Annotated in this window: 18 protein-coding genes and 1 pseudogene; 11 read left to right on the plus strand and 8 right to left on the minus strand. The window is 60.3% G+C overall.

Annotation, left to right across the window (positions count from 1 at the left end; genetic code table 11):
• Positions 1-1,112: 1,112 nt before the first annotated feature.
• Positions 1,113-1,298: pseudogene (locus AC2D8U_RS13405) on the plus strand (threonine ammonia-lyase, biosynthetic); the annotation flags it as partial.
• An 86-nt stretch (positions 1,299-1,384) separates the two neighbouring features.
• On the opposite strand, the gene AC2D8U_RS13410 reads toward AC2D8U_RS13405, so the two are convergent.
• Both AC2D8U_RS13410 and AC2D8U_RS13415 read right to left on the minus strand, forming a co-directional pair.
• A complete protein-coding gene (locus tag AC2D8U_RS13410) occupies positions 1,385-3,511 on the minus strand; it encodes a discoidin domain-containing protein (RefSeq protein WP_484619575.1) in 2,127 nt (708 codons plus the stop codon).
• 77 nt (positions 3,512-3,588) lie between these two features.
• Positions 3,589-4,137: a hypothetical protein gene (locus AC2D8U_RS13415; RefSeq protein WP_484619576.1), complete on the minus strand. Its 549-nt coding sequence runs from the start codon at positions 4,135-4,137 to the stop codon at positions 3,589-3,591.
• Positions 4,138-4,482: 345 nt separating this feature from the next.
• Here AC2D8U_RS13415 and AC2D8U_RS13420 point away from each other — a divergent pair, with 345 nt between their 5' ends.
• From AC2D8U_RS13420 to AC2D8U_RS13430, 3 genes are all read left to right on the plus strand, one after another.
• Complete coding sequence (locus AC2D8U_RS13420; protein WP_484619577.1) at positions 4,483-5,565, plus strand: efflux RND transporter periplasmic adaptor subunit; 1,083 nt, start codon at positions 4,483-4,485, stop codon at positions 5,563-5,565.
• 10 nt (positions 5,566-5,575) lie between these two features.
• Positions 5,576-8,644 (plus strand): efflux RND transporter permease subunit, encoded by a 3,069-nt coding sequence (locus AC2D8U_RS13425; RefSeq protein WP_484619578.1) that lies wholly within the window; start codon positions 5,576-5,578, stop codon positions 8,642-8,644.
• Between the two features lie 133 nt (positions 8,645-8,777).
• Positions 8,778-9,893: a pyridoxal-phosphate-dependent aminotransferase family protein gene (locus AC2D8U_RS13430; protein WP_484619579.1), complete on the plus strand. Its 1,116-nt coding sequence runs from the start codon at positions 8,778-8,780 to the stop codon at positions 9,891-9,893.
• Positions 9,894-9,967: 74 nt separating this feature from the next.
• On the opposite strand, the gene nrfD is transcribed toward AC2D8U_RS13430, so the two are convergent.
• From nrfD to AC2D8U_RS13450, 4 genes are all read right to left on the minus strand, one after another.
• Positions 9,968-10,915, minus strand: coding sequence for an NrfD/PsrC family molybdoenzyme membrane anchor subunit (gene nrfD, locus AC2D8U_RS13435; RefSeq protein ID WP_484619580.1), 948 nt, complete (start codon positions 10,913-10,915; stop codon positions 9,968-9,970).
• On the minus strand, positions 10,912-11,484 hold the full coding sequence (locus AC2D8U_RS13440; protein ID WP_484619581.1) for a 4Fe-4S dicluster domain-containing protein: 573 nt from the start codon (positions 11,482-11,484) through the stop codon (positions 10,912-10,914). The genes nrfD and AC2D8U_RS13440 overlap by 4 nt, the downstream gene beginning before the upstream one ends.
• A gap of 11 nt (positions 11,485-11,495) precedes the next feature.
• On the minus strand, positions 11,496-13,775 hold the full coding sequence (gene phsA / locus AC2D8U_RS13445; protein ID WP_484619582.1) for a thiosulfate reductase PhsA: 2,280 nt from the start codon (positions 13,773-13,775) through the stop codon (positions 11,496-11,498).
• 198 nt (positions 13,776-13,973) lie between these two features.
• The gene (locus tag AC2D8U_RS13450; protein ID WP_484619583.1) at positions 13,974-15,725 is read right to left on the minus strand and encodes a sensor histidine kinase; all 1,752 of its coding nucleotides are present in this window, start codon (positions 15,723-15,725) and stop codon (positions 13,974-13,976) included.
• A gap of 145 nt (positions 15,726-15,870) precedes the next feature.
• Between AC2D8U_RS13450 and AC2D8U_RS13455 the strand changes: the two genes are divergently transcribed.
• From AC2D8U_RS13455 to AC2D8U_RS13480, 6 genes are all read left to right on the plus strand, one after another.
• Positions 15,871-16,473, plus strand: coding sequence for a response regulator transcription factor (locus tag AC2D8U_RS13455; RefSeq protein WP_484619584.1), 603 nt, complete (start codon positions 15,871-15,873; stop codon positions 16,471-16,473).
• Between the two features lie 115 nt (positions 16,474-16,588).
• Positions 16,589-17,317 (plus strand): molybdate ABC transporter substrate-binding protein, encoded by a 729-nt coding sequence (modA, locus tag AC2D8U_RS13460; protein ID WP_484619585.1) that lies wholly within the window; start codon positions 16,589-16,591, stop codon positions 17,315-17,317.
• A 7-nt stretch (positions 17,318-17,324) separates the two neighbouring features.
• Positions 17,325-18,005 (plus strand): molybdate ABC transporter permease subunit, encoded by a 681-nt coding sequence (gene modB / locus AC2D8U_RS13465; protein WP_484619586.1) that lies wholly within the window; start codon positions 17,325-17,327, stop codon positions 18,003-18,005.
• On the plus strand, positions 18,005-18,826 hold the full coding sequence (locus tag AC2D8U_RS13470; RefSeq protein WP_484619587.1) for an ATP-binding cassette domain-containing protein: 822 nt from the start codon (positions 18,005-18,007) through the stop codon (positions 18,824-18,826). Before modB ends, AC2D8U_RS13470 begins: the two co-directional genes overlap by 1 nt.
• A gap of 290 nt (positions 18,827-19,116) precedes the next feature.
• Positions 19,117-21,105: a BCCT family transporter gene (locus AC2D8U_RS13475; RefSeq protein WP_484619588.1), complete on the plus strand. Its 1,989-nt coding sequence runs from the start codon at positions 19,117-19,119 to the stop codon at positions 21,103-21,105.
• Positions 21,106-21,203: 98 nt separating this feature from the next.
• Entirely contained in the window at positions 21,204-23,174 is a 1,971-nt protein-coding gene (locus tag AC2D8U_RS13480; RefSeq protein WP_484619589.1) for a BCCT family transporter, read from the plus strand.
• A 173-nt stretch (positions 23,175-23,347) separates the two neighbouring features.
• On the opposite strand, the gene AC2D8U_RS13485 is transcribed toward AC2D8U_RS13480, so the two are convergent.
• Both AC2D8U_RS13485 and AC2D8U_RS13490 read right to left on the minus strand, forming a co-directional pair.
• Entirely contained in the window at positions 23,348-23,812 is a 465-nt protein-coding gene (locus tag AC2D8U_RS13485; protein WP_484619590.1) for a hypothetical protein, read from the minus strand.
• Positions 23,813-23,954: 142 nt separating this feature from the next.
• Complete coding sequence (locus AC2D8U_RS13490; RefSeq protein ID WP_484619591.1) at positions 23,955-24,218, minus strand: accessory factor UbiK family protein; 264 nt, start codon at positions 24,216-24,218, stop codon at positions 23,955-23,957.
• Between the two features lie 122 nt (positions 24,219-24,340).
• On the opposite strand from AC2D8U_RS13490, the gene rep reads away from it, so the two are divergent.
• Entirely contained in the window at positions 24,341-26,356 is a 2,016-nt protein-coding gene (gene rep, locus AC2D8U_RS13495) for a DNA helicase Rep (RefSeq protein WP_484619592.1), read from the plus strand.
• Position 26,357 lies beyond the last annotated feature (1 nt).

The following is a 26,357-nucleotide window of genomic DNA, read 5'->3' on the forward strand; positions in this document are numbered from 1 at the left end:
CTGGAGTAATCTAATATAGAGATGTTGAACAGCGTGCAAAAATTGACAGGTATCCGGGTTTTTCAGCGTCGCATTTTGACAACCCCGGGGTGTGTGCAACTATCCATTTTTTTGACCGGAGAACCTGGGGTGTTAACCATGGAAACCGTGCTGAAGAGCCGGTGAATGCATCAGGTGACGGCATGTCCATCAATGCCATCGCCAGAGTTACATGGCTCTCCCGCAAACCATTCGTAAGTAACTATGGCGAGTAACCAGCGAGCCGCTCAAGTACCATGGGCAGCAACCAGCTAAACCCAGGTTCGGGGAGTTTGAACAAATCCTTCTGCAGGTGTTGGAAACCGATAGTAAACGATCTAAATGCCAGCGCCGCTCGGCCAAACGCTGTTTGAAGACCTCCAACGTTTGGACTATCAGGGGGCTTATGACAGCGTTCAGCAGGGGTGGAGAGCCGCGTGGTACCGCTCGCCCTGTCGCCTGAGGATAACTGCCGACGCTATGATGCCCTGATCCTGGGAGGTAACCATGTCAGCCGATGATATATATCAACGCCTGCAGGGCTTGAAGTTGTTTGGCATGGCCTCGCTGTGTGACGATTTGCTGGGGCGGCGCGATCGCCTCCCTGCCGCCACCTGAGCAGTGACTGCGCCGGATGATCGAGGCGGAGGAGTCCGAGCGCAAGCGACGCTCGATCCGCTATCAGATGGGGATCGCCAAGTTCCCACTAACGCGGGATCTTGTAGTGGTCTAATGGTCCCGGACACCGCTTTAGGTGGTAAAGTCGCCACCGCAACACTCTGGAGCTGGCGAGCGCCATTGCGTTGAAACGCGTCCCTAATAGTGGCATTACGCGCCTTGCGACGTTGAGCGGGCTCAGAGCCTCCCCCATCGCCTTTTCACCAGGCATAGTACCCATTTCGAGAGGCCTTGAGCAGCGCTACCATCCGACGCAGCGAAAAACAGTATTGATGCTCAGGATGAACTCAAATCAGCCTTACTTTTGGTTCTTCGCGAAGTAGGTGAACGCCTGTTTTGATATCGTCAAATCGTCTTTATTATCAATAGCTTGCCTTTTCATCTTGGCAATTTTTGCCTGGGGTTCGTTTCGCGCTGGTTATCGCTGGAACATCTCCCTGTTCCACTACCGTAACCACGGCGCAGCCAATGGCCGGGTGCTGCTGGGCATGGAGGTTGATGCCGACGAGGCCCCGGCGCTGGAGCAGTGTCTGGCCAAGCTGGATCGGGATTTCCGGGAAGTGACGGACAGTCCGGCGTATCGCTTCTTCTTGCGTGGCTAGCTCTCGACATTGACGAAAAAAACGGCGCCTCAATCGAGGCGCCGTTTTTATTGCTGAGCCACAAGACTCACAGAACTGCTTGGGGGTTAGCTCGAGGGTTTGCCGAGAACCTCGATCTGGGCGGCGGCGGCATAGGGTTCGCCATCGAGGGAGGAAAGCGCCACTAAGCGGATAAAGCGACCACGATGGGGGCTGAAGTGCACTTCTTGCTGAGTCTTGGTGATATCGAAGCTGCCCAGAGCGACGGGCCCGCCCCAATCGCTGCCATCGACACTGAGGTAGATCTCATAGTCTTCGATGTGACCACTGATCCCGTCTGTGGCCGGGGCTTGGTAGCGTACGCCATCGATCAGGTAGGGCGCACCCAGATCGATTATCAGGCTGTGGGGGTAGTTTGCAACCTCACCCGTTTTTTGGCTGTGCCAGATCGTGCTGGCATTGCCGTCGATGGCATTGCTTGCCGGGTAGGCGGGGCTAGCTAACTCTTCGCTGCTGCTCTGGATCACGGTCCAGTTTAGGGGTGAAATGGGCTGTGACTCGCCGAATGAGAGCGTGGCTCCCTGGCCACAGGCATCGGCAACGGAGGTCCGTTGATGCGCGCCCCGATCCGGTGCACAGTCGCGTGGTACTTGATTGCCCCAAAAATCGAAGCCGCCGTTGTCGGCGATGATCCGCCCGGACTTCAAGGCGGGAGAAGTGGACTGGAGTTGGTAGCCATTGATTGAGCCAATCCCATCGGTGCCTTTGCCCGGGTCCACCATCAAGGGATCGAGTAAGAGGGCATGGGCATCATTCATTTTGTTATGAGGTTGGGCACCGAAGTAGAGATTGGAATCGAACACGGCCTGATGGGGCTTGTCTTTTTTCTCATTAATCTTATAGGACACCTCCGGGTGGGTGGCGTAGAAGATATTGTTGGCGATCAGGACGCCGTTGCCTCTGGTCCCCAACCAGCTGGGATCCAGAAAGATCGCCCGGGCCGGTGTCTGGATGGGGTTATCCAGATAAATGGTGTTGTTATAGAAGTGGGTGCGGGTGGTTTCGTCGCAGCCGATGTGGATCACGTCGTCGCCATCGTTTTGACTGATGTTATAGCGGATCACATTGTCTTCGGAGGTTTCCCAGCCACAGATGAGGATCATGCCGCCCTTGTTGTCGTGGGAGTAGTTGTATTGATAGGTGTTGCGCATGTTGCCACCATCAATGTCCCAGGCCTGGCTGTCCTTGAGGTTGCCATTCCAGCCGCCGTGGTAGGCCTCGTTGTACTGATACAGGGCATCATCACAGTTCCAGCACCAGAGTCCGACGTTGGCTCCCACCGAGCGCATATTGAATTTTGAGATCACATTGTATTCGGCGATGGCGCCGCTGGTGTAGTGGGGTACGATGCCGTCACCGCCCACATCATTGACGGTGTTGTTGCGGATGATGACATTGGTGGAGCCCAGCCAGGGGCCACCGCCATCTTTTAATTCGGGGCGATCGTTCCAGTAGGAACTAAAATGGATCCCGGTACGATCGACCTTGTAGATCTCGTTACCGTCGAGGATCACGTCATTAAATTTGGTGGCTATGGTGCCGCTGCCACTGGGCGAGATCTCAAACATGATCCCACCATTGTGTTTGCACCTTTTGGTTATTACCGCAGTCGGCGTACCATCCCCATCGCATAAGTCCAATCCGTTGACATCGTGTACCGTCAGATTGAGCAGTCGGAAGTAGTTTGCCTGGCCGATATCATGCAGTTCGATCTGTACCCCTTTACGGTAACCGACGGTCGCCCCCGTATTGGTGATCTCTAAGTTTTTCAGCTCGATATACTGATTGTTATAAAGATGAACCGTGGATTCATAGACACCATTGGCGGCGATAAGGGGCTTGCTCCCTTCGCCATAGGCGTCGATGACGATAGGATTTCCCGAGATCCCTTCGCCCCTGGGGGCGAGCTGTTGATCAAAGCAGCTTGTGCCGCGTTTCAAGAGAACCTTTGCTCCTTCACCCAGGATGAGATCATTGATCGGACTCAGTGAGTTCCACGGTGTTTCCAACGAGCCATCGCCATTCGTTTCGGCGCTGCAATCCACATAGAGTTCGCGGTCGGTGATCGGCGGAGTGGGTTCGGTGATGACAGGTGGTGCAGAGACGGGATCATCCGATGAGCAGGCGATTAGGGTGAATGCGGCAAGAGTTGCCGCCAGGGTGAGTTTATTCATTGGATTCACGTCCTTTTGAGAGCGTTGTCATTGTTTTTCCTTGTTGGCTTTCATCCCGCCCAATGGCGGGGGTGTCGCTAATCTGATCTGCCGTGGTTTGCGGTGTTCTTCTGTTCGGGCGCGTATTTGGGTCGTCCCGAGGAGGAGACATTCAGTTGGCGTTGTAGGGGCAACGCCAGCGCTTGTGCCGGTGCCAGTCCGTCCCACCGCTGTAACAGGTCACCATTGGTATCGAGCAGCACAATGCTGGGTAGTGTGTGGATCTCGTATCGCGCGATCAGGGCCGGTGATGTTTGCCGGGGTAGCAGTGCATCGGTGGATAGCCCCCAATCGAAGGGGAAGTTGATCCGCGTTGCCTCCCGGGCTGGACCTTGACCGTTCAGCTCGGTCGCATCGACAAATCGCACCACCAGTTCGCCGCCCGAGGTCCGGCCGTATTGCCGTTGGAGACTCTTGAGGATGGTGATCTGGGAGCGGGAGGGATCGGCCTGGGTCAAGGTAGGATCCTGCGGTGTCAGGCTGACAAAGGCGAGCAATTGGAGCTCTTTGGCCTGCAGTGCGAAGGGGATAAGGGTGCTGGTGGCCCAGAGCAGACCGAACCAGATCGAAGCTAAGGTGAGTTTCATCGCGACCATCCTGGCGGCTAACAAGGGCTAACAAGGGCCAACCATCCGGCCCGATGATTGGCAATCTAATCACGGAGCTGACGCACTGTCTATCCGGTTGTGCATCGTTGCTGTGGTGAATATTCAGACGGCTGGATTTTGAGCGATTAGGTTAATACCAAGAAGGGGTGTTGTTTTGTTCGGGTGGTTGTTGTGTTTGTTTTGTGTTGTTCAGCTTGAGACAGCCTGGCTATGGTTTAATTCGACCCTGTAATGACTGTGTTGTTTATTAAGAGTAAATGGCGGGTTATGCGATATGGTGCGTGATCGTATCGTGAATAAACAGAATCAGACAGGAAGAGAAGCATGTTCAAGCGCAGTGTTGGGGTGATCGGGGGGCTGCTCCTGATCCTGGCGGTCCTAGCCGGCCTCAAATATCAACAGATCAGCGCAGGTATGGCGCAAATGGCCAGTTTTGCTCCCCCTCCGGCCACTGTCTCGGTGATCACGGCGGAGCAGATCCGCTGGCGGCCCCAGATCTCTGCGGTGGGCACCCTGACGGCCCGGGCCGGCACCGAATTGTCCACCGAGGTGGCCGGGATCATCACTCAGATCCCCTTTAAGAGTGGCCAGGTTGTGGCGAAAGGCGATGTGCTGGTCCAGCTCGATGACAGCGTTGAGCAGGCCACCCTGGAGAGCCTGCAGGCCCAGCTGGAGCTGGCCCAGATCAAGCATGATCGCAACCAGACTCTCTATCAACGACGTAACATCTCCGAGACGGAGTTCGATGAGTCCGCCGCCAACCTCAAGGTGGCCAAAGCCTCCGTGACTCAGACCCAGGCCAGCCTCGCCAAGAAAACCCTGCGGGCTCCCTTTGCCGGTACCCTGGGGATCCGCCGGGTGGATCCGGGCCAGTACCTCAAGGCCGGGGATCCCATCGTGACCCTGCAGGACATCAGCCGCCTCTATGCGGACTTCTCCGTGCCTGAGCAGTACCTGCCTCAGCTGTATGTGGGTCAGGAGGTGCTGTTTCGCAACAACGCCTACCCAGATATGGACTTCCACGGCAAGGTGACGGCGCTGGAGGCCAAGGTGGATGAGAGCACCCGTAATATCGCCATTCGTGCCGAAGTGCCCAATGCCGATGGTCGTCTACACCCCGGCATGTATGCCGAGATCCGCCTGTTGATGCGTAACGCCATCGCGCCCGTGGTGGTGCCCTCCACCGCCATCACCTACAGCCCCTTTGGGGATGCGGTCTTTGTGGTTCAGGAAGGAGAGGATGGCGAGCTGCGGGCGTTCCGCCAGTACGTCAAACTGGGTGAGCAGCGTGGGGACCAGGTGGCGATCCTCTCCGGTGTTCAGGCTGGCGATCAGATCGTCAATGCCGGCACCATGAAGCTGGATCACGAAGCCATGGTGCAGCTGGCACCGGCCAGCAAGTTGTAAGGCGGCCCTCATGTTTACCGATATCTTTATTCGCCGGCCCGTGCTGGCGGTGGTACTCAATGTCCTGCTGCTGGTGTTCGGTGTCAGGGCGCTGATGGATCTTCAGGTGCGCCAATACCCGGACATGGAGATCGGCCAGATCAACGTGACCACCGTCTATCCCGGTGCCAACGCCGAGCTGGTCCAGGGTTTTGTCACCACGCCGATCCAGGAGGCGATCGCCTCCACCGAGGGGATCGACTACATCAAGGCCACCTCTCGGGCGGGCCTGAGCCAGCTGGAGGTCTACCTGCAGCTGGGCTATGACGCCAACGCCGCCATGGCCGAGATGCTCACCAAGCTCAACAAGGTGCAGGGTCAGCTGCCCTCCGACATCAATGATCCCATCATTGCCAAGGCCACGGCCGGGGGCGGGGCGATCATGTATCTGGCCTACGTCAATCCGGATATGAGCGGTGTGCAGATCTCCGACTACCTGCGCCGCGTGGTTCAGCCCAAGCTGACCGAGGCGGATGGGGTTGCCGAGGCGGAGCTGCTGGGCGACCAGCAGTTTTCCATGCGGATCTGGCTGGATCCGGTGCGGATGCGCGCCAATGGGATCAGCAGTGAGGAGATCAATCAGGCCCTGGCGGCCAACAACTTCCAATCCGCCGCCGGTGAGGTGCGTGACAGCCTGACCGTGACCTCGGTGCGAGCCTCCACGGCGCTGCAGGATGAGCAGGCCTTTGCCAACATCACGGTGAAGAGTGATGGTCTTAAGGTCGTCAAACTGCGGGACGTGGCCCGCATCGAACTGGCCGCCCAGTCTGACAAGGTCCGGGTGATCTACTCCGGGCAGCAGGCGGTCTACATAGGTATTAAGACCACACCGGATGCCAACCCGCTGGAGGTCTCCAAGGGCGTGCGTGCGGTCCTGCCCCAGATCGAGCGTAACCTGCCGCCGGGCATGAGCCAGGTGCTGGCCCACGACTCCACCGAGTACATCGATGAGTCCATCAATGAGGTCGTCTCCACCCTGATCGAGGCGGTGGTGATCGTGATCCTGGTGGTGTTCCTGTTTCTCGGATCTCTGCGCTCGGTGCTTATTCCCATCATTACCGTGCCCCTCTCCCTGTTGGGGGTCTGCCTCTTTATGCTGGGCCTGGGCTTCTCCCTGAACCTGCTGACCCTGTTGGCCATGGTGATGGCCATCTCACTGGTGGTGGATGACGCCATCGTGGTGGTGGAGAACGTCCACCGTCACCTGGAGGAGGGGCTCTCCCCCGTGCGGGCCGCGGTGGTCGGGGCTCGCGAGATCGCTCTGCCGGTGATCGCCATGACCATCACCCTAGCGGCGGTGTATGCCCCCATCGGCTTTATGGGCGGCCTGACCGGCTCCCTGTTTACCGAGTTTGCCTTCACCCTGGCCGGGGCCGTACTGATCTCCGGCTTTATCGCCCTGACCCTGTCTCCCATGATGTGCGCCAAGCTGCTCAACAAGCAGGCCCTGGAGGGGCGCTTCGTGGTGTGGCTGGAGCACAACTTTGGCCGCCTCAAGGACGCCTACCAGCGGGTGCTGGTGGGGGTGGTTCGGGACTATCGGGGGCCGATCCTGGCCTGTGCCGGGATCCTGCTGGTGGCCATCGCCGCCATGTTTATGCTGACCCGTTCTGAGCTGGCACCCGATGAAGATCAGGGCTTTATCTTCAATATTGCCACGGGTCCAGACAATGCCAACGTCAACTACAGCTTTGAATACGCCAAGCAGTTCCAGGCGATGGCCCAGACTCTGCCGGAATATGAGCAGACCTTCCTGTTCGCCGGCTACCCGGCGGAGAACCAGTTCATGTCCGGCCTGGTGCTCAAGCCCTGGAGTGAGCGCGAGCGCACCCAGATGGAAATACAGCCTCAGCTCCAGGCGATGGTGAAGGGGATCCCCGGGATGGACGTGTTTTCGGTCAACCCGCCAGCCCTGCCCGGCTCACCTTCGGGCTTGCCCGTGGCCTTTGTGGTGACCTCCACGGCGGACCACGCCACCCTGTACGAGGTGGCGGAGCAGTTGACCCAGAAGGCACGGGGATCCGGCCTGTTTCTGGTGGTTAATAACACCCTGAAGATGAACAAACCCCAGGTGCACCTGCAGATCGATCGGGAAAAGGCGGGTCAGCTGGGGGTTTCCATGCAGGCCATCGGTGTGGCCCTGGCCACCCAGCTGGGGGACTTCCGTACCAACTACTTCGATATCCAGGGACGCAGCTATCAGGTGATCCCTCAGGCCGATGCCGGTTTCCGCATGACTCGGGACAGCATTGCCGAGCTCTATGTGCGCACCGCCAGCGGTAACCAGGTGCCTCTGTCGACCCTGGTCACCGTGTCGGAGGAGGTGATCCCCAACGCCCTGACCCAGTTCCAGCAGCTTAACTCGGCCACCATCGAGGCGATGCCGATCCCTGGTGCCGTGACTGTGGCCGATGCCCACGCCTTCCTGCGGGATACCCTGGCCCAGATCGCCCCCCAGGGCTTTGCCTATGACTTCGCCGGGCAGAGTCGTCAGTTTGAGCAGGAGGGTTCGGCGCTGTATGTCACCTTTGCCCTGGCCCTGTTGGTGATCTTCCTGGTGCTGGCGGCTCAGTTTGAAAGCTGGCGGGATCCCGTGGTGGTGCTGGTGACCGTGCCCCTGTCCATTTTTGGTGCGATGATCCCGCTGTTCTTGGGCGTGGCGACCCTCAATATCTACACCCAGGTGGGACTCATTACCCTGGTGGGCCTGATCTCCAAACACGGTATTCTGATCGTGGAGTTCGCCAATCAGCTGCAGCGTCAGGGCCGGGATCGGGCCGAAGCGGTGATCGAATCGGCCGCCCTGCGCTTGCGGCCGATTTTGATGACCACCGCCGCCATGGTACTGGGGGTGATGCCCCTGGTGCTGGCCAGTGGTGCCGGAGCGGTGTCGCGCTTTAATATCGGTTTGGTTATCACCGTGGGTCTGTCCGTGGGCACCCTGTTTACCCTGTTTGTAGTGCCTGTGATGTACAGTCTGTTCGCCAAAACCGTCGACACCCAGGAGGAAGCCTCGTTGCTGGAGGCCACCACGGCATAAACGGGCTTAGACGATTAAGAAACCGGCGTTATGGGGTTTGTCTCTCGCCGGTTTTTTTGATCAGATCTCGCTGCCTTCTGTGGTACCTTTTTCCGCTCATTTTTGATTTCCCTTTCGATCCGCAGGAGCCCCCATGATCGTTGCCGCCTTTAACCCGACGCCCCGTACCTTGATGGGCCCAGGCCCATCCGATGTGCACCCCCAGGTGTTGCAGGCGCTGGGCAAGCCCACCATCGGTCACCTGGATCCCCAGTTCGTGGCCATGATGGATGAGGTCAAGGCCCTGACTCAGTACGCCTTCCAGACCGAGAACCCCTTCACCATTGCTGTCTCTGCGCCGGGCAGTGCGGGCATGGAGACCTGTTTCGTCAACCTGGTGGAGCCGGGGGACAAGGTGATCGTCTGCCGCAATGGGGTATTCGGTGAGCGGATGCGTCAGAACGTGGTCCGCGTCGGTGGCGAAGCGGTGATGGTGGACGACGCCTGGGGCACCCCGGTGTCTGTCGACAAGGTGGAGGCCGCCCTTCAGGCCAACCCGGATGCCAAGTTCCTGGCCTTTGTTCACGCCGAAACCAGTACCGGTGCCCTGTCCGATGCCAAGGCCCTGTGTGCTTTGGCGCAGCAGCACGAGGTGCTCTCCATCGTCGATGCGGTGACCTCCCTGGGTGGGGTTGAACTGCGCGTCGACGAGTGGGGCATTGATGCCATCTACTCCGGCAGTCAGAAGTGCCTCTCCTGTGTGCCGGGCCTGTCGCCGGTCTCCTTTTCGCCCAAGGCGGTGGCCAAGCTGGAAGCGCGCACCACGCCGGTACCCAGCTGGTTCCTGGATCAGACCCTGGTGATGGGCTACTGGGGGGGCGGCAAACGCAGCTACCACCATACCGCGCCGGTCAACAGCCTCTACGCCCTGCACGAGTCTCTGCGTTTGCTTAAGAACGAGGGGCTGGAGAATGCCTGGGCCCGCCACGCCGCTATGCATCAGAAGCTCAAAGCCGGTCTGGAAAAGCTGGGGCTGAGTTTTGTGGTGGATGAAGCCTGCCGTCTGCCGCAGCTCAATGCGGTCTATATCCCGGAGGGGATCGACGATGCCGAGGTGCGCAGTCAGCTGCTCAATCGCTTCAACCTGGAGATCGGTGCCGGCCTGGGCGATCTGGCCGGTAAGGCCTGGCGTATCGGCCTGATGGGCTACGCGGCGCGGGAAGAGAATGTGGCCCTGTGTCTGGCGGCGCTGGACGACGTGCTCAGCTGAGCCTGAGTCGCCTCGGCACACCCATAAAAAACCGGCCATTAGGCCGGTTTTTGTTTAGGTGCAGGGAGAGAAACCTAGCTGATGTACATCTGTCCGGCGTACACCACGAAGTGACGCAGGGCCAGGACACCGAGGATGGTGCTGCAGGACACGCCGATCAAAAAGCTTTTGCTGTGCTTGATCCGTGCCGGGGCAAAGACGCTGCTGAGTACCGGCACCAGCAGGCCCAGCCCCACTACGCCGATCCAGAACACCAGTGCCCAGGCGCCGGTGGTGATCGCTGCGGTGGCGGCCTGGGCGGCCGGGCCGGAGAAGTTCAGGCCGACAAACAGCAGCACCAGACAGAGGGCTTCGTTGAAGGCCACCGGGTATTCGATGCGGTGCACCTGCTCGATGCAGTCCGAGGGCTTCTTGGAGAACCACAGGGTGGCCACCAGGGTGTTACCGGCAGAGCCCACCGACAGGGCGGAGGCCAGAAACAGCGCCGGCAGTACTGCGGTGTTGAGGATCGGGTAGCTGATCAGCGCCGACAACAGGAAGCCGGTGTAGACCGCCACCCCCACCGCCAGCGCGAAGATCAGCTTAAGCAGGGGCTGCTCCAGCTGGCGGGCCACCTTCAGTAGGCCCGTCAGGGCGGGGATCCGGCTCAGCAGTTCCCGCTCAAACACCAGCGCAGCGTAGACAAACACCAGCGGGATGTAGAGCAGCAGGGCGATCACCCCCCAGGCCATCACCGAGCTGAAGTTGTAGTTGAGCAGGATCACGTAGAAGTGGAACGGCTTGGTCAGATCCAGCACCAGGACGGCCATCCCCAGGCAGATCGCCAGGGGGCCGATCAGGGCCGAGGCTTTGATCACCGGCAGGCCTTCGATCGGCAGGCCCCGTCCTTCTTTGTACCAGCGCAGGCCGATGGCCACCAGCAGGCTGCCGGCGGACAGGCCGGCCATAAACAGATAGACGGCGATCAGCCAGTTCCAGACGACCGGATCGTACTGCGCCATGTCACCCCAGATATTGTTCATGCGTTCGTCCCTCCTTTACGTGCCGGGATCCGGTAGGCCCGGGGTTGGGTGCCCAGGTGGGCTTTGTTCTGGACATTGGTCTTGGTGTCCAGCACACGGCACACCTCGCTGTTGATGTCGTTGGCGTCGCCAAAGATCAGGGCGTCGGTGGGGCAGGCGGTGACACAGGCCGGCTGTTCGCCCCGGGCCAGCCGGGTGTCCCGGCAGAAGTTGCACTTGTCCGGCACCCGGGTGTCCGGGTTGATAAAGCGCACCTTGTAGGGGCAGGCGGCGATGCAGTAGAGGCAGCCGACGCACTTGTCCTCCTTGATGGAGACGATGCCGTCGTCGGCGACATAAGCCGCCCCGGTGGGGCAGACCTTGACGCAGGGGGCATTCTCACACTGTTCGCAGGCGACCCGGTTGTATTTGAAATGCAGGTTGGGGAAGTTGCCGTGGGGCCCCTCGATCCGGACCTGCAGGCGGGTGACCCCCTCGGGAACCAGGTTTTCACTGCGGCAGGCGACGTTGCAGGCCTGGCAGCCGATGCATTTGTTTTCGTCGTGCACCATGACGTAACGTTTATTCATTGCAACTCCGATCACAGCTTGCTGATCTTGATCCCGGTGGTATGCAGATTCATACCGGTAACCGGGGAGGTAACGTGGGGCAGCAGGTTGCCGCAATGCACCCCACGGCCGGTGGCGCGGGCCAGCTCCTTGTTCTTGGAGCCAAAGCCCATGTAGGCAAACACGGTGTCCGGGCGGATCCCCGGGGTCAGCAGGGCGTGACCCTCTTCGCTGCCGGTGCCGTTATGGAGCCGAATGGGATCGCCGTTCTGGATCCCCAGCTGATCGGCGGTGAGCGGGTGGATCCACACCGCGTTGTCGGACATCAGGTTGGCCAGCATCGGGATGTTGTGGGTGGCGCCATTGGTGTGGACCGCCACCTTGCCCTGGATGAAGAACAGCTCATCGGCCTGCTTGAGTTGCACCTCGCGGTAGCGGATCACCCCGCGTCCCGGGGCCATCTGTTCGACCCGATCCGAGCTCAGCTCGATCTTGCCGGTGGGGGTGTTGAAGCGCAGGGCGCTGGCGTAGGTGCCATCGGGATCCGTCGGGCGGGCGTTGCCGTACTGATCGGTGAAGGCTTTGAGCAGGCCGGGCTCGCGCAGCAGCAGCGGCTGGCCGTAGTCGATGTACCCTTCGGACTTAAGCTGTGCCAGCAGTTGGGTGTCGCCTTTCACCTGGATCATCTGGCGATCTTCCATGCTCTGCCAGGGGAAGTACTGGCCCAGGCCCAGGGCTTCGCCCAGCTCTTTCCAGATCAGCCAGGAGGGCTTGGTGTCGCCCAAAACCTCGACCACGGGCTGACGCACCGAGTAGGCCGGGCTGGTGCCGGAGCGATCGCTGATCTCCTCCTCCCGCTCCAGGTAGGTGGACTCGGGCAGGATCACGTCGGCATAGGCCGCGGTTTCACTGATGTAGACGTCACAGGCGACGACGAACTCCAGCGCCTGCATCGCCTTTACCACCCGGGCCCGATCCGTCATGGTCTGCATCGGGTTGGAACGGCTGATCACCCAGCCCTTGAGGTGGTAGGGGATCCCGTCGAGGGTGGCATCCAGCACGGTCTGGTAGATCCCCCCGGAGGACCAGAGCAGGGCAAACTGCTCATCGACCTGATCGATCCGCCGGGCGGTCGGCTTGGGCATGCCGTCGACGCCGGGGGAGCCCAGCACCGGAGCCACGGTCTCGCCGGCATACTGGTTGTAGCTGCTGGCTTTTTTATCGAAGTAGAGGCCACCGGCGCGCTCGATGTTGCCGATCAGCACGTTGGCGGCATAGAGGGCGCGGCGCAGCTCGAACTCCTCGGTGGTGAAGCTGGCGCGGTGACCGAAATCCACCAGGGCGTGAGGCGCGGCGGCGGCGTATTCGTGGGCGATGCGGCGGATATCGGCGGCGGGGACGTCGCAGATCCGTTCCGCCCACTCCGGCGTGTACTGCTTCATCTCCTTGGCAAAGGCGTCGAAGCCGGAGACATACTGGCGGACAAAGGCCTTGTCGTAGAGATCGTCTTCGATCAGCACATGACAGAGGGACAGGGCCACGGCGATGTCGGTGCCGGGCTTGATGGCAAACCACTCGTCGGCCTTGTCCGCCACGATGGAGAAGCGGGGCTCGAACACCACCAGCTTGGCCCCTCGCTCCATCTGGGCGTTCATCATGCCGCGGGTCTCGGTCATGTTGATCCCTTCATAGAGGTTGTGGCCAAAGTTGAGGATGTACTTGGCGTTGCCGATATCCCGCTTGAGGCCGCCGCCGAACATGGCGCGCGCGGCCACCTGGTAGCCCGCCGGGCAGGTGCTGGCGTGGGTGAAGGTGTTGGGGCTGCCGAAGGCGGTGGCCAGGTGGAACAGGTGGCCGGACAGGGAGCCGGACTTGGAGGAGAAGGCAACCGCTTCCGGACCGTGTTGCTGTTTGATCTTGCCGAGGTTTTCGGCGATCAGCCGGTACGCCTCATGCCATTCGATCTCCTGCCACTTGCCTTCGCCTCGTTCGCCGACGCGCTTGAGCGGCTTGACCAGACGCTGCTTGTCGTACAGCAAGCTGTGGCCGGCCCCGCCGCGGGCGCAGACCGCGCCACCGTACGACTTGGCTTTGGGGTTGCCGAGGATGGAGACGTTACGCTCATTCAGTACCCGGGCGGAGATGGGACAGCGGGTGGAGCACATCTCACAGACGCTGGCGATCTCTTCGCCCTTGGCTTGCAGAGCACCGGGCTCCATGGCTGCGATGGAGCCGGGCAGGATGCTGGCCAGTGCACACCCTGCGGTGCCGGCACCGGCCCCTTTGATAAAGGTTCGCCGATCGAGTTTCATTTGGGTTTCCCTTAACTCAGCCCGGACACCTTGCCGGGCGATGACGCGTGGACGGTGGCGCACCACCGGTTTCGCTCAGAGATAAAGCAAGGGCGGATCGGGGGCTATTGTGGGAAACCACATGGCGGCTTTTTATCGGACGGGAGTGTGAGCGCCACAGCCCCAGGGCGTGCGGCGCAGAAAACTTTCTCGCGCTCGCTACCGGCGCTGGCGGGGCAGTACCAGCCGGGCCTGGCAGCCTCCTTCAGGGTGATTGTCTAACTGAAACTGGCCCTGATGGGCCTCGGCGATGTCGGCGCAGATCGCCAGTCCCAGGCCTAGGCCATCGGCCTTGGTGGTGTGGAAGGTGGCCATCAGTTGTGCCGCGGGCTGAGACAGGCCCGGGCCGTTATCGCGGATCGCCAGGCTGATTTGCTGGGGATCGAAGTGCAGGTGGATCTGCACCCCGGGATCTGCAGTCCGGGCGTGGGCCAGGGCATCGAAGCTGTTTTTCAGCAGGTTGACCACCAGTTGCTGGAGGCCGACGCCATCGGCCTCCAGCACATAGGGCTCACCGGTGACGCGGGAGCTGAGCCGGATCCCATGGCGATCGCTCTCGCTGCGCAGCAGAGCCAGGCTTTCGTCGATCAGGCTGAGCAGATTGACCTTGCTAAAGACGCTCTCCTGCCGCTTCAGCAGGCCGCGGATCCGGTGGACGATGGCCCCGGCCCGGGAGGATTGGCGGTGGATCTTGTCGAGCAGAGCGAGGATCTCTGGATCGGCCTGGATCTGGCTTTGCAGCCGTCGCATGCCGCCTTCGCTGTAGAGGGTAATGGCGGCGATGGGTTGGTTGATCTCGTGGGCCAGGCCCGCGCCGATCTCGCTGACCATGGCGGCGCTTTGCAATCGCTCCAGCTGTACGGCCTTCTGTTTCAGCGCCCGTTCGGTATGGAGCAGGGTGTCGCTCTTCTGGCGAAACTTGTACTCCAGCCAGAGGTGGTAGACGGTGGCGACGATAAACAGCAGCAGGAGCAGGCCGCCCCAGTGCCGGTTCTGCTCGAGCCAGCTGGTCAGGTGATCCCAGTAGTGGACCTCGTCCGTTTCGCCGTGGAGCTGGCTGTACAGCTGGATCACCTTGAGCTGGCTGATGGGCGGGGCCCAGCCCTGAAACTGGCCCTGGATCGCCGCGGGGTGATCCGCCGGCAGCGCCAGCAGCAGCCGGCTGAGGTGGGCGGTGACCGAGGTGGGCACCGAGCCGGTGGCGGCAAAGGACCAGTTGGGGTAGAGGGCGGTGCTGAGCTGGCAGTCATAGCCGGCGGGGCGGCTGGGGTTGAGCACCCGGTACTCTTCCAGCCGGATCAATCCCCGGGCGGCCATCTCCTCCAGGGTGCACAGGGGGGTGATGGCCGCATCCACCTGGCGATCCCGCAGCTGGTAGATCAGCGGATCTAGGGGGAAGCCGAGGAAGTGGACGTCCCTGAAGAACTGGTCGGGGTGGCTGCCACGCTGGCGCATCAGCCCGACGGCGGCCTGATAACCGCCCAGGGCCTGGGGATCGGAGGCGGCCACGGTGCGGTTGTGCAGATCGTACAGGGTGCGGTAGGGGCTGTCGGCCCGTACCAGGATGGCGGAGCCGATGGCGTCGGTGGTGCCGCCGTGGCGGCGCGAGCGCATGGTGGCCAGCCAGGAGAGCGGGTACTGATTGGAGAGGCTGAGGTACTGGCCCGGATTGGTGATCACAAAGTCGATGTTGCCGGTTTCCAGGGCATGATCCAGCTCAGCGAAGGAGCCGGGAAAGACGCTGAAGCGGTAACCGGGTACGGCCTCAGTGAGGTGATCCATCAGCGGCTGCCAGCGCTGCTGTGCCTGCAGGTAGCCCCAATTGGCCAGCACACCGACGGTCAGTTCGGTGGCGCGAAGGGGCTGCAGCATGAGACAGCCCAGCAGGGGCAGCAAGAAAAGACGGTTCAACTCGGTTCTCCTATGTCGGCCGGTTAGCTTATCCCGAACCCTCTTTGGTGCGATGTGAAGCGGTTCAATCTTATGGCTTCGGGGGTCGCATCCGGGCGGGGGAAATGCGATACATGGCGCATTCGTTCCCGAAATGGAGCCCTACATGGGTGAGTCAGTGCGTATCTATCTGGTTGATGATGATGAGGCCATTCGCGATTCCCTGCCGTTTTTACTGGACAGCTATGATCTGCCGGTCCAGGCGTTTGCCGACGGGGCCAGCTTCCTGGCCCAGGTGGATCTGACCCTGCCCGGCTGCGTGATCCTCGACAGCCGGATGCCGCAAATGAGCGGTCAGGCGGTACATCGACACCTGGTCGAAGCCGATAGCCCCCTGGCGGTGATCTTCCTGACCGGCCACGGCGATGTGCCCATGGCGGTGGAGGCGTTTAAAGGCGGCGCGTTCGATTTCTTCCAGAAACCCATCGATGGACAGGCCCTGGCTCGGGCGCTGGCACTCGGCGTTGCCCACAGTGAGCGGTGTTATCAAGGCCAGCAGCAGCGTCGACGATTGCAGGCATTGACGCCCAGGGAGCGCTCGGTGTTTGAACTGGTGGTCCAGGGCCAGACCAATAAGCAGGTGGCAGAGCAGCTGTTTGTTGCGGTGCGCACCGTCGAAGTGCATCGGGCTCGGGTGATGAAAAAGCTGGGGGTCGAGACCCTGGCGGGCCTGATCCAACTGGCGCATGCATCTCGGGAGGCTCTGTGAGTCGGGCGAGCAGTAAAGCCCCATCTCAGGCATGGCGCGCCGCTGAGCGGGTTGTTACTATCCCTAGCCTCGAATGGCGTCTGGCGCTCCCTGATCAAAATGGAAAACGATCTTTATGCGGCTAATTCGCATCATTTTTTTATGCTTCTTGGCCGGGCTTACGGGCCCGGTCAGTGCCGCGGAGTTGCGGGTGGCGGTGGCGGCCAACTTCCGCTCGGTACTGGTGCCCCTGGTCGAACAGTTTGAGCGGGAGCAGGGGGTTCGGGTTCGGCTCTCGTCGGGCGCTTCCGGTGCCCTCTATACCCAGATCCTTCATGGTGCACCTTATGATCTGTTCCTCTCCGCCGACGATGAGCGGCCCACCCTGCTGCAGCAGCAGGGGCTGAGTCTGGAACCCCCCTTTACCTACGCCATCGGCGTGCTGGCCTTTTGGCGTCCCGGTGCCCAGAACAGTGAGCAGGACTTTATGGCCTGGCAGGGCCGGATCGCGCTGGCCAACCCAAGGATTGCCCCTTACGGCCTGGCGGCAGACCAGGTGATCGCCCAGGCCGGGCGCAGCGCGGATCTTCGTCGCAAACGGGTTCAGGGCAATAGCATCCTGCAGGCTTACCAGTATGTCGACAGTGGCAATGTGCCGGCGGGCTTTGTGGCCCTGTCTCACCTCAAGGCCTTTTCTGTCCCGCCCAGTGAATACTGGGTGGTGCCCGAAGGGCGGCATGAGCCCATCGTACAGCAGGGGGTGATCCTCAAGCGCACCGAGCAGCCAGAGCTGGCCCGGGCATTGGTGGCCTTTATCCAGCAGCAGGGGGCGCAGATCGCGCAAGCGGGGTATCGTCTTGACTGAGTGGTTGATGCCTCAAGATATCGAGGCACTGTGGATCACGATTAAGCTGGCCCTGATCAGCACGGCCTTGCTGCTGCTGGTAACGCCGCCACTGGCCTGGTGGCTGGCGCACAGCCGGGCGCGCTGGCGCCCCCTGGCGGAAGCCCTGGTGGCACTGCCGCTGATCCTGCCACCCACGGTGTTGGGCTTTTACCTGCTGCTGCTGTTCTCGCCCCAGTATTTCCCCGGTCAGACCTATCAGGCTCTGACCGGCTCGACCCTGGCGTTCTCCTTTACCGGTCTGGTGCTGGGCTCCATGCTCTACTCGCTGCCATTTGTGGTACAGCCGCTGCAGGCGGCTTTCACCACCCTGGGCAAGGGGGAGCTGGAGGCGGCGGCGACCCTGGGGATGAATAAGGCACAACGCTTCACCCATGTGGTCTTCCCCATGACCCGGCACAGCTTCGTGCTGGCGGGCATGTTGGGGTTTGCCCATACCCTGGGGGAGTTTGGCGTGGTGCTGATGATCGGCGGCAACATTCCCGGCGAGACCCAGGTGATCGCCATTACTCTGTTTGAGCATGTGGAGGCGCTGGAGTATGTCCGGGCCCATGTGCTGGCGGCGGGTCTGCTGATCACCTCCTTGGTGCTGCTGCTGTTTATCTATGTCGGCATGGATCGACGCAAGCGTCGTTGGGGATACTGGTAATGGCGATACGTCTGGAGTTGGCTCTGGCGGGCAAATTGGGCGAGTTTAAGTTTGATTTGCAGTTGGATCAGCACATTGAGGGCGCACTCGGGGTCTTTGGCCCGTCCGGGGTGGGCAAGACCAGTTTGATCCGCGCCATTTCAGGCCTGGAGCGGGGCTTGCCGGGGCGCATCGTGCTCGGCGGCGAGGTGTTGCAGGACAGTGAGCGAGGGCTGTTTGTGTCACCGGATAAGCGTCGCATTGGCCTGGTGTTTCAGGATAGCCGACTGTTTCCCCACTTGACCGTAAGGCAGAATCTGGCTCTGGCTCGGCGTTACGCCTATCAACCAATATTCTCCATCGAGGAGCTGGCCCGGGAGTGTGATTTCGAGGCTCTGCTGGATCAGCCGGCGCCTTCATTGTCGGCGGGTCAGCGCCAACGGGTGGCCATCGCCCGGGCGTTGATCGCGGCGCCACGTCTGCTGCTGCTGGACGAGCCTTTGGCGGCGCTGGATCTGGCCAGTCGTCAGCATCTGTTGGATTTCCTGCAGCGGGTATCGGCACGGATCCCGCTGCTTTTTATCAGTCATTCGGTGGCGGAAACGCTGCAACTGTGCGATCCCATTGCCGTGATGTCATCGGGCCGGATCGCCCGGATCGGTCCGGGGGAAGCGATGGCACCGAGCCTGCCAAAACGTCGCGGTTTGGGCACTGTGGTGGGGGTGGATCCGGCGTTAGGCCAGGTGACCATCGCCCTGGATGAGTTTGCACCGGATCTCACCCTGGAGCAGATAGTAGGGGTGGTGAGCGAACCAAGCTGGCTAAAAGGGCGCGAGCAATGAAAACGGCGGTGATTAGTTTCGTTCACCCACATGAGGTATAGTGATAACGCTTCTTTAACGGCATTCCTGTTTTTGCCGTTGCCTTAGTGGACCGACCCGGGCGCTTACCCCGGGCCGGTGTGCCTACAATGTGTTGATGCCGTTTCGGCTTCTCTTGTGGCTTTGGCTAAGGCATTACTGCCTCTCTCTTTGGCTGATCCCCCCTTTTTCGCCGACAGGCGGCCCTGCCGAGACGGAATATCGACGCGTTCCTGTTATCTGAGAATCTATGATCTCGTGTTGGAGGATCCATGTCTGATGAGCACCTTAAGCTCAAACTAAAAACAAAAATCAATGCCCCCGTGTTTGCCTGGGCGACGAGCCTGCTGCTGCTACTGGTGGCCTATTCCGGGGCCATGCCGGAACATGCCGCCGCGAACTTTTCGGCGATCCAAACCTGGATCATCACCAATACCGGTTGGTTCTACATCCTGGCGGTAGCCCTGATCCTGCTGTTTGTCTCGTTTCTCGGTCTGTCCCGCTATGGCGATATCAAGCTGGGGCCGGACCACGCCGAACCCGCTTTTAACAACAAGTCCTGGTTTGCCATGCTGTTCTCTGCTGGCATGGGGATCGGCATGATCTTCTTTGGCGTGGCCGAGCCGGTGATGCACTTTATGGCGCCTCCCGAAGGGGACGCTGCCACCATCGAGGCGGCCCAGGAAGCGATGAAGATCACCTTCTTCCACTGGGGCCTGCATGCCTGGGCGATCTATGCCGTCGTGGCACTGATCCTGGCTTTTTTTGCTTACCGTCATGGCCTGCCCTTGACCCTGCGCAGCGCCCTTTATCCTCTGATCGGTGACAGGATCTACGGTCCTATCGGTCATGCGGTGGACGTTTTTGCCATCCTCGGCACCGTGGCCGGGGTAGCCACCTCTCTGGGCCTGGGTGTGGCGCAGGTCAACGCGGGCCTGTCTCACCTGTTTGGCATTGCCATCAGCACCCAGGTGCAGGTGGTGTTGATCCTGGTGATCACGGCGCTGGCTACCCTCTCCGTGGTTTCAGGTCTGGACAAGGGGATCCGACGTCTGTCTGAGCTGAATCTGGTACTGGCCGTCAGCTTGATGCTGCTGATCCTGGTGCTGGGGCCGACGGTTTTGCTGCTGCAGACCTTCGTGGAAAATACCGGCAGTTACCTGTCCGAGATCGTTTCCAAGACCTTCAACCTGTATGCCTATGATCCGACGGACTGGCTGGGTGGCTGGACCCTGTTCTACTGGGGCTGGTGGGTTTCCTGGTCACCTTTTGTCGGCATGTTTATTGCCCGGATCTCCCGTGGCCGCACCATACGTCAGTTTGTGATGGGGGTGCTGTTTGTGCCGGCGGGCTTCACCCTGGCCTGGATGACGGTGTTCGGTAATTCGGCCATCGATTTGATCCTCAACCAGGGCGTAGCGTCACTGGGCAGTGTGATCGATGAAAACTCGTCCCTGGCCCTGTTCGTCTTCCTGGATAACTTCCCCTTCTCCAGTGTCCTCTCCTTCGTCGCCATGCTGATGATCGTGGTGTTCTTTGTCACTTCGGCGGATTCCGGCTCCATGGTGGTGGACATGCTGGCCTCCGGGGGGGATGACAAGACCCCGGTATGGCAGCGGATCTTCTGGGCCGGACTGATGGGTGTCTTTGCCATCGTGCTGTTGATGGCGGGGGGACTGTCTGCGCTGCAGACCGCCGCGATCGCCTCGGCGCTGCCCTTCTCCATCATCCTGATGGTCTCCATGTATGGTTTGCTGCAGGCCCTGCGACTGGATCTGCATAAAAAAGACAGCCAGCAGGCTGCCAACCTGGCCCCGAGGGTTACGCGTAACCCTGTCTCCTGGGATCGACGGCTGCGCAATATGATGCAGTTCCCCCGTCGCAGTGACGTTAACCGCTTTATTGATGAAGTGGTGACGCCGGCGATGGAAGATGTCGCCGCAGAGCTGCGTAAGGAGTCGGTGACGGTCAATGTCTTTAAGGATGAAGACAGGGACAGGGTGCGGCTCGAAGTGGTGCTGGGTGCTGAGGTCGATTTCGAGTACGAAGTGCGACCCCGTGCTTTCCTCAGGCCGGCCTTCTACCCCGAGACCACGGAGAGCGAAGAGGACGAGGAGAGCAAGTACTTTCGCGCCGAGGTACACCTGCGCGAAGGGGGCCAGGATTACGACATCATGGGCTGGAGTCGGGAGCAGGTGCTGGGGGATATTCTCGACCAGTATGAGAAACACCTGCACTTCCTGCACGTGGTTCGTGAGTAATCGATAGAGCACAGCCCCCGAGTATTCGGGGGCTGTGTGTTTCTGCCTGAGTCTGAGCTTTGGTGGAGCCGAAGAATAATTTTCCAAGGAGTATGGAGGTGGTTATCTCTGAGCAAGAACAACGACTGGGTCCCGTCTTCTATTGGGCGAGCGGTTTAATCCTGGTTTTGGTGGTGCTGGCAGCCCTGTTTCCTGAGCCGTTTAACCTCCAGATGTCCGGTCTGCAGGGGTGGTTGTTTGATAATGCCAGCTGGTTTTATGTCAGCGTCGTGGCAATGATTTTGGTGTTTGTCGCCTACTTGGGACTGTCCCGTTTTGGCGAGATCAAACTGGGGCCGGACCATGCCGAGCCCAGTTACAGCTATTCATCCTGGTTTGCCATGCTGTTCTCGGCGGGCATGGGGATCGGCCTGATGTTTTTCGGCGTGGCCGAGCCGGTGATGCACTTTATGAGTCCCCCCGAGGGAGATCCGGGCACCATTGCTGCCGCCCAGGAAGCGATGAAGTTGACCTTCTTCCACTGGGGTCTGCACGCCTGGGCGATCTACGCCATCGTGGCGCTGATCTTGGCTTTTTTTGCCTACCGGCATGGTCTGCCCCTGACCCTGCGTAGCGCCCTCTATCCCCTGATCGGGGAGCGGATCTACGGCCCTATCGGTCATGCGGTGGATATCTTTGCCATTCTGGGCACCGTCTTTGGGGTGGCCACCTCCTTGGGCTACGGGGTGCTGCAGATCAACAGCGGGCTGAGCCACCTGTTTGGTGTGGCCGTCTCAACCCCGGTCCAGGTGGCTCTGATCCTGGGGATCATGGCGCTGGCGACCCTCTCTGTGGTGACCGGTCTGGATCGGGGGGTACGCCGTCTGTCCGAGTTGAATCTGGTGCTCGCCCTGTTACTGATGTTGCTGGTGATCGTGCTGGGGCCGACGGTATTGCTGTTGCAAATGTTTGTACAGAATACCGGCAGTTACCTCTCTGATCTGGTCAATAAAACCTTTAACCTCTATGCCTACGATCCCAAGGAGTGGCTGGGGGGCTGGACCCTGTTGTACTGGGGGTGGTGGTTATCCTGGTCGCCATTTGTCGGTTTGTTTATCGCCCGGATCTCCCGTGGACGAACCATTCGTCAGTTTGTTACCGGCGTCCTCTTTGTCCCGGCAGGGTTCACCCTGGCCTGGATGACGGTGTTTGGTAATTCCGCCATCGACATGGTACTGCATCAGGGCCAGCAGATGCTGGGCCAGGCGATCAGTGCCGACGCCTCCCTGGCCCTGTTTCACTTTTTGGAGCAGTTTCCTTTCGCTTCGGTGCTGTCGGTGATCGCCTTGATGATGATCGTGGTGTTCTTTGTCACCTCCGCCGACTCCGGCTCCCTGGTGGTCGATATGCTGGCCTCCGGTGGCAATACTCAGACCCCGGTTTGGCAGCGGGTTTACTGGGCGGTGCTGATGGCCGTGGTGGCGATTGTGTTGCTGCTGGCGGGGGGCCTGGCCGCCTTGCAAACCGCGACCATCGCCAGCGCACTGCCCTTTGCGCTGATCCTGATGGTGGCTTGCTATGGCCTGCTGCAGGCCCTGCGCCTGGATCTGCACAAGAAAGATAGCCTGCAAAGTGCCAACCTGGCCCCCAGGGTTACACGTAATCCTGTGCCCTGGCAGCAGCGCCTGCGCACCGCCATGCGCCTGCCCAGCCGCCTCGAGGTGGCCCAATTTATCGAGGCGACCGTCATGCCCGTTATGGAGGAGGTAGCCGAGGAGCTGTTGAAACAGGGGGTGACAGCCCAGATCCACCCTCAGGCGGATCAGCATAGGGTTCGCCTGGAGGTGCTGCTGGGCGCTGAGATGGATTTCGAATACGAAGTAAGGGTGCAGGACTATCTGCGACCGGCTTTCCGGCCCAGTGATATCGAACCGCTGCTCGACCCGGACCATTATTTCCGTGCCGAGGTACACCTGCGCGAAGGGGGCCAGGATTACGACATCATGGGCTGGAGCCGGGAGCAGGTGCTGGGGGATATTCTCGACCAGTATGAGAAACACCTGCACTTCCTGCACGTGGTTCGTGAGTAGAAACGAGCCCGGGTACTCGGGAAGAGCCTAGGTGCTGGGGAAGAGCCAAGGTAGTGTCCTGCTCTTCCTAGAACCTAGAACCTGCTCTTCCTAGAACCTAGAACCTGCTCTTCCTAGAACCTAGAACCTAGAACCTAGAGCCGAAAAGCGGGGCGCATTGTGCGCCCCGTTGTTTACTCACCGCGCTTAAGAGCCTGTCTCAGTTTGTCGAGCTGGTAGTGGATCCGCTCGGCCATCTTGGGCTGGGCGGCGGCCTGGCCCATCAGGTAGGCGCAGTGCAGGGCGCGATGGTACAGGGGCCAGCGTTGGCCGGCTTCGGCGATGCCCTGGCCTTCGATAAAGTCTCCGAGCAGGGCCTTGAGGGCCTTGCCATCGGTTGGGGTGTTCGTTTGATAGAGGGCTGCGCCGTGTTGAAACGCTTCGATCAGGCCGCCTTTTAGCTGGCTTTTCAGGTCCGGTTCCGGCTCACTTTTGGCTGCCCAGTTGATCCCGGCCTGGTATAGCCTGGCCTCGATCGCCTCCAGTTGCTCTTTTGCCCGGACATTGGCGGCGGCGTGTTCTTTTTGAATGCGTTTGGCCTTAAAGACGAAGAAGAGGGCCACCAGGGCCACGCCAAGCAGGATAAGGTTGTAGATCACGAAGATGTCTCGCGGTGATGGTTTTGCTAGCAAGGATAGGGCAAGGCGCCTTGCCAGACAAAGCGTTCCGGCAAAGTGACAGGCACAAAAAAACGGGCATGCGCCCGTTTTTTTGTGCCTGTCCTACATAATACGATTGGTATTACTCTGCGTCGCTTTGGTCCGCCGGAGTGGCTTCCAGCGCGTCGAGACGGGCTTCCAGCTGTTCAACCATCATGCGGGTCTTGGCCAGCACGGCGGCCTGGCGATCGAACTCTTCCCTGGAGACGAAGTCCAGCTTGCTCAGCTGCGCCTGAAGCAGGGTTTTAGCTTTGAGTTCAAAATCATCGGCCGCGGCTTTGATGCCGGGCGGCAGGGTGCCAGCCAATTGTTGGGCCAGCTCTTCCAGTTTCTGAGGGTTCAGCATAGGTCCGTCTCTGTATCGAATTTTTCGTATAGTACCAGAGTGTGGCTTTGAACTGGCCATCCAATCGGTCGCGTTATTAGGGTAAACTGCGCGCCCCATCTAGCTGAAGGACTGTCTTGTCGATGAAATTAAACCCGGCCCAACACCAAGCCGTTACCTATGTCTCGGGCCCCTGCCTCGTGCTGGCCGGTGCCGGTTCGGGCAAGACCCGGGTGATCATCAATAAGATCGGTTACCTGATCCAACAGTGTGGCTATAAGGCTAAGCACATCGCCGCGGTGACCTTTACCAATAAGGCGGCCCGGGAGATGAAGGAGCGGATCGCCAGCTCGCTGGGCAAGGGTGAGGCGCGGGGCCTGCGGATCTCCACCTTCCACACCCTGGGACTGGATATCATTCGTCGTGAGCACAAGGTGCTGGGGCTTAAGCCCGGCTTCTCCCTGTTTGACGATCAGGACTCCCTGGCGCTGCTCAAGGAGCTGACCGAGGATGAGCTGCTGGAAGATAAGGACCAGCTGCAGCAGCTGATCAAGCAGATCAGCGACTGGAAAAACGATCTGGTGATGCCGGAGCAGGCCAAGCGGATCGCCAATGATGCCCAGCAAGCCCTGCATGCCGAGCTGTATGGGCGTTACCGGGACCATATGACGGCCTACAACGCGCTGGATTTTGATGATCTGATCATGCTGCCGACGGTGCTGCTGTCGACCAATGAGGAGGTTCGGGAGCGCTGGCAGAGCCGCATCCGCTACTTGCTGGTGGACGAATATCAGGACACCAACACCAGCCAGTACCAGCTGGTGAAGCAACTGGTGGGGGAGCGGGCCCGCTTTACCGTGGTGGGGGACGACGATCAGTCCATCTACTCCTGGCGCGGGGCCAAGCCACAGAACCTGGTGTTGCTGGGCAAGGACTACCCCAACCTGGAGCTGGTCAAACTGGAGGAGAACTACCGCTCCTCCGGTCGGATCCTCAAGGCGGCCAACATCCTCATCGCCAACAACCCTCATGTCTACGACAAGACGCTGCGGGCCAACCTCAGCTACGGTGAGCCACTGACCGTGGTGACGGCCAATAACGAGGATCATGAGGCAGAGCGGGTGGTGGCCTCCCTGGTGCGGCATAAGTTTATGAACCACGCCAAGCACAAGGATTACGCCATCCTCTATCGGGGTAACCACCAGGCCCGGATCTTCGAGAAAGCGCTGATGGCCAACCGGATCCCCTATAAGATCTCCGGGGGTACCAGCTTCTTCAGCCGGGCGGAGATCAAGGACATCATGGGTTACCTGCGGGTACTGGTGAACCCGGACGATGACAATGCCTTCCTGCGGATCTGCAACGTGCCCAAGCGTGGCATGGGACCGGCGACGCTGGAGAAGATAGGTCGCTTGGCCAACCGTAAGCAGGTGAGCTTGTTTGCCGCCTGTTTCGATCCCGAGATCGAGCAGGTGCTGCCGCCCCAGGGGGCGGAAACCGTCATGGTCTTTACCCGCTGGCTGGTGGAGCTGGGGGATCGCGCCGTGCGCGGCGATACCCTGGAGGCGCTTAAGGAGATGATCCGCGGGATCAATTACGAGGATCACCTGTACGATACCTCGCCCAGCCCCAAGGCGGCGGAGATGCGGATGAAGAACGTCTCCGAGCTGTATCGCTGGATCACCGACATGCTCGATGGCGACGATCTGGAGGAACCGATGACCCTGGAGCAGGTGGTGACCCGGCTGACCCTGAGGGACATGATGGAACGCAACAATGAGGACGAGGAGTCGGATCAGGTGCAGATGATGACCCTGCACGCCTCCAAAGGGTTGGAGTTTCCCTATGTCTTCCTGGTGGGGGCGGAAGAGGGCCTGTTACCCCACCAGAGCAGCCTGGATGAGGGCAATGTGGAGGAGGAGCGCCGCCTGGCCTATGTGGGGATCACCCGGGCACAGAAAGAGCTGTTCTTTACCCTGTGCAAGGAGCGTCGTCAGTATGGTGAGCAGATCCGCTGTGAGCCCAGCCGTTTCCTGCTGGAGTTGCCTCAGGATGATCTTGTCTGGGAAGCGCGACAGAAGAAGCCGTCGGTGGAGCAACGTCAACAGACGGGCAAGACCAATATCGCCATGATGCGGGCCATGCTCAATAAGAAGTAGG

It is taken from the genome of Ferrimonas sp. YIN67 (genome assembly GCF_057219095.1).